3 protein-coding genes and 1 pseudogene are annotated in these 4,446 nt (G+C 65.2%); 3 read left to right on the top strand and 1 reads right to left on the bottom strand.

All coding sequences use genetic code 11. The features are described from left to right. On the bottom strand, positions 1-326 hold a 326-nt coding region (locus ABI213_RS17560; protein ID WP_348028025.1), incomplete at its 3' end, for a 3'-5' exonuclease. A 342-nt stretch (positions 327-668) separates the two neighbouring features. Here ABI213_RS17560 and ABI213_RS17555 point away from each other — a divergent pair. The 3 genes and pseudogenes from ABI213_RS17555 to ABI213_RS17545 all read left to right on the top strand — a co-directional run. After that, a complete protein-coding gene (locus ABI213_RS17555; protein WP_348028027.1) occupies positions 669-1,964 on the top strand; it encodes an MFS transporter in 1,296 nt (431 codons plus the stop codon). Positions 1,965-2,092: 128 nt separating this feature from the next. Next, complete coding sequence (gene gnd, locus ABI213_RS17550; RefSeq protein ID WP_348008387.1) at positions 2,093-3,127, top strand: phosphogluconate dehydrogenase (NAD(+)-dependent, decarboxylating); 1,035 nt, start codon at positions 2,093-2,095, stop codon at positions 3,125-3,127. A 53-nt stretch (positions 3,128-3,180) separates the two neighbouring features. Then, a pseudogene (locus tag ABI213_RS17545) lies at positions 3,181-4,446 on the top strand (transketolase); the annotation flags it as partial.

Genomic DNA, 4,446 nt, shown 5'->3' with positions numbered 1-4,446 from the left:
GCGGGGTCGCCGATGCGGGCCAGCTCGGCCTGCCAGAACTTGCGGTCGAACGCGGCGTTGTGCGCCACCATCGGCAGGTCGCCCACGAAACGGCTGGCCTCCGCCATGGCCTGGGCGGCGCTGGGCGCGTGAGCCAGCATGGCGTTGCTGATGCCGGTGAGCTGGGTGATGAAGGCCGGGATGCGCACCCCGGCGTTCATCAGACTCTGGAAGCGGTCCACCACCTGGCCGTGCTCCACCACCACAATGGCCACCTCGGTGGCGCGGTCGCCCTGGCCGGGGGAGATGCCGGTGGTTTCAAAGTCGATGACCGCCAAGCGCGTCATGGCGTCTCTCCTGGCAACATGGCCAACAGCGGCACGGCAATGTGGTTTTTATAGAGGGGATTTTTCATACATCTTCCCTACCAAGGCCTGGTAAGAATAGGGAGGCTGGATTCTATAAGACGCTATTATTTCAATAGCCACTTGTGCAGGTTATATCTGCGCAAGAGCCCGTTTTGGCTTGTAAATTTAAACCCATGCAGCATTAACCCCGCTGCGGCAAGAACGTGCCAGAGCGGCTACATTTTTTGCATGTCCGATATGCCCCCCGCTGCCCTCACCCCGCCTTCAATCTCCACAGACACCGGCTTCCACACCCGCGAATGGCTGGCCCTGGTGGCCATCATGTTGGGGGTGGCCCTAGGGGCGCTGGACACAGCCATTGCCAACACCGCCTTGCCCGCCATGGCCACCGACCTGCACGCGGCGGCGGCTAGCTCGATCTGGATCATCAACGCCTACCAACTGGCCGTGGTGGCCACCCTGCTGCCGTTTGCCGCATTGGGCGATCTGGTGGGGCCGCGGCGCATCTTTATCGGCGGATTGGCGGGTTTTACCGTGGCCTCGCTGCTGTGCACGTTTGCCGGTAGCTTGCCCCAGCTGGCCGTGGCCCGTGCGCTGCAAGGCATTGGGGCGGGCGCGCTGATGAGCGTCAATATTGCGCTGATCCGGCTGCTGTATCCGCCCGAGCGGCTGGGGCGCGGTGTCGGGCTGAATGCGCTGGTGGTCGGCGTGGGTTTCACCATCGGCCCGGCGGTGGCCTCGCTGGTACTGTCGGTGGCTTCCTGGCCCTGGTTGTTTGCCATCAACGTGCCGCTGGGCCTGCTGGCGCTGGCCTTTGCGGTACCCACGCTGCCGCGCAGTCCGCGGCGTGGCCACGGCTTTGACCGGGTGGCTGCGGTATTGACGGCGATCACTTTTGCCGCGCTGATCCTGGCGCTGGGCTCGGGCGCGCAGCGCGCGGCCTGGCCGCTGGTCGCCGCACCCTTGGCCGTCACCCTGGTGGCGGGCGCACTGTTGTTGCGCCGCCAGGCCGGGCATCCGGCACCCATGCTGCCGTTGGACTTGCTGGGCCGCCCGATGTTTGCGCTGTCTACCGTGACGGCCATGGCGGCCTTTGCGGCGCAGGGCCTGGCTTTTGTGTCGCTGCCGTTTTACTTTGAAGAGGTGCTGCACCGCGACCCCGTCAGCACCGGCTTTTTGATGGTGTCGTGGGCGCTGATCGTGGCGCTGGCCGCGCCGATTGCCGGGCGCATGTCCGACCGCCATCCGCCGGGCCTGCTGGGCGGTGTGGGGCTGGCGTTTTTGAGCCTGGGCATGGTGTCGCTGGCGCTGCTACCCGCCGAGCCGCACACGCTGGACATCGTGCTGCGCATGGCGCTGTGTGGCGCGGGTTTTGGCTTCTTCCAGTCGCCCAATCTGAAGGCGCTGATGTCCAGCGCCCCGCCCGAGCGCAGCGGCGGTGCCAGTGGCGTGATCGGCATGGCCCGTCTGATCGGCCAGACCAGCGGCGCGGCCCTGGTGGCCCTGTGTTTTGGCCTGGCAGGCAGCCTGCACGGGCCCATCTGGGCGCTGGGGTTGGGGGCTATGTTTGCGGGACTGGCATCGATGGCCAGCTTTGCGCGGCTGTGGGCACGGTAAAGAGCCGGTGAAGCCCGCGCAGCCTGTGCGGTAACGCACAGACCCGGCCCGGAGCTGCTTTTACAAGGTGTAGACATTTATAGACAGCGGAGCAGACCACTGCGCACCGCACACAGTAGGAGCGGGCAATGCAACTCGGAATGGTGGGACTCGGTCGTATGGGGGCCAGCATGGTCACCCGTCTCTTGCGCGGTGGACACCAGTGCGTGGTCTATGACCGGCATGCGCAAGACGTAGAGCGCATGGTGGGGCTGGGGGCTACCGGTACTGCTTCTCTGCAAGGGCTGGTAGAAGCGTTGCCGCAGCCGCGCGCGGTGTGGCTGATGGTGCCTGCGGCGGCGGTGGACGATGTTCTGGCGCAGCTCACGCCGTTACTGGCAAAGGGCGACATCGTGATCGATGGCGGCAACTCTTACTACCACGACGACATCCGCCGGGCCACCGCTTTACAGGCGCAGGGGCTGCATTACGTGGATGTAGGCACCAGCGGCGGCATCGCCGGGCTGGAGCGCGGCTACTGCCTGATGATTGGCGGAGAAAAAGACACCGTGCAGCATCTGTCAGCGGTATTTGCCACGCTGGCACCGGGTGCAGGCAACGCCGCGCCCACACCGGGCCGCCGTGCGGATGTCGGCAGCGCCGACCAGGGTTATCTGCACTGCGGGCCGCATGGCGCGGGCCACTTCGTCAAGATGGTGCACAACGGCATCGAATACGGCGTCATGGCCGCGTATGCCGAGGGCTTCAACATCTTGCGCAATGCCAACGTCGGCCAGCGCGCGAGCGTGGTCGATGCAGAAACCACACCGCTGCGCCACCCCGAGCATTACCAGTACGCGCTGGACTTGCCCGAGATCGCCGAAGTCTGGCGGCGCGGCAGCGTCATTGGCTCTTGGCTGCTGGACCTGACGGCTGCGGCGTTGAAGGCCGACCCTGGGCTAGACGGCTTTGACGGCCGGGTATCCGACTCGGGCGAAGGCCGCTGGACTATCCAGGCCGCCATTGACGAAGCCGTGCCGGTACCGGTGCTGAGCGCCGCGTTATACGCCCGCTTCAGCTCGCGCAACGAGGCCGACTTTGCCAACCGCGTGCAGTCCGCCATGCGGCATGAGTTTGGCGGCCACGTGGAGCAGCCAGCTGCCGCTGCCAAGCCCCAGAATTGAGGCGGATGCTGAGATTTCAGCTTCGCATATTCCACCGTTGAAAGAGGCATCCGATGCAAGCTGGTAACAAAGAGTCCCTGGACCTGTTGTGCGTGAACACCTTGCGCACTCTGGCCATCGACGCGGTGCAGGCGGCGAATTCCGGGCACCCAGGTACCCCCATGGGCGCCGCACCTACGGCCTACGCTCTATGGCAGCGCTTTCTGTGCTTTGACCCCGGAGACCCGACCTGGCCTAACCGCGACCGTTTCGTGCTGTCGGGCGGGCATGCGTCGGCCTTGTTGTATGGCTTGCTACATCTGTGCGGCGTGCAACAGGGCGATGCCCTGGGCGGTGCCGAGCCCGCGCGCTTGGCTGTGACGATGGCGGATTTGCAGAGCTTTCGCCAAGCGGGCAGCCGTTGCACAGGCCACCCTGAACACGGGTGGACGGCGGGGGTCGAAACCACCACCGGCCCCTTGGGCCAGGGGGTTGCCACCAGCGTGGGTATGGCCATCGCGCAAGCCTGGCTGGCGGCCACTTACAACCGCCCCGGCTATACCGTGTTCGACCACAAGGTCTATGCCCTGGCGGGGGACGGCGACATGATGGAGGGTATCAGCGCCGAAGCTGCGTCACTGGCGGGCCACCTGCAACTCGGCAACCTGTGCTGGATCTATGACTGCAACCACATCAGCATTGAAGGGGCGACGGGCATCACCTTTACCGAAAACGTGGCTGCGCGTTTTGCGGCCTGTGGCTGGCAGGTGCTACAGGTGGCCGATGCGAACGATCTGGCGCTACTGACCGAGTGCCTGCAGGTGTTTGCCCAAACGCAGGGCCGACCCACTCTCATCATTGTGCAAAGCCATATCGGCTATGGCGCGCCACACAAGCAAGACACCAAGGAAGCGCACGGCGAACCGTTGGGGGTTGACGAGGTGCGCCTGGCCAAGCAGTTCTATGGATTTGACCCCGACGCACAGTTTGCGGTGCCCGAGGGCGTGGTGGCGCATTTCAGTGCCCACTTTGGGCAGCGGGGTCGGATTGCCCATACCGCATGGAGGACCCAGTACGCGGCCTACCGTGCGCAATACCCTGCACTGGCCGCGCAAATCGAATGCCTGCAGCATCGGGCGCTGCCCGAGGGCTGGGATAGCGCATTGCCCCACTTTGCGGCCGATGCCAAAGGCTTGGCAACGCGCGACGCATCTGGCCAGGTGTTGAACGCCATCGCCGCCCATATGCCGTGGCTACTGGGTGGCGCGGCGGATTTGTCGCCCTCCACCAAGACCCTGCTGAATTTTGAGGGAGCCGGTGTGTTTGAGCCGCCTCCGGCT

This window comes from Rhodoferax sp. (assembly GCF_039922535.1).
Taxonomy (GTDB): domain Bacteria; phylum Pseudomonadota; class Gammaproteobacteria; order Burkholderiales; family Burkholderiaceae_C; genus Rhodoferax_B.
This window is presented reverse-complemented; position numbering and strand designations above follow the sequence as displayed.

Excerpts from the sequence above, each read along its gene's own strand:
- ABI213_RS17555 (WP_348028027.1), top strand. The coding sequence starts at position 669 with ATGTTGGGGGTGGCCCTAGGGGCGCTGGACACAGCCATTGCCAACACC.
- gnd (WP_348008387.1), top strand. The coding sequence starts at position 2,093 with ATGCAACTCGGAATGGTGGGACTCGGTCGTATGGGGGCCAGCATGGTC.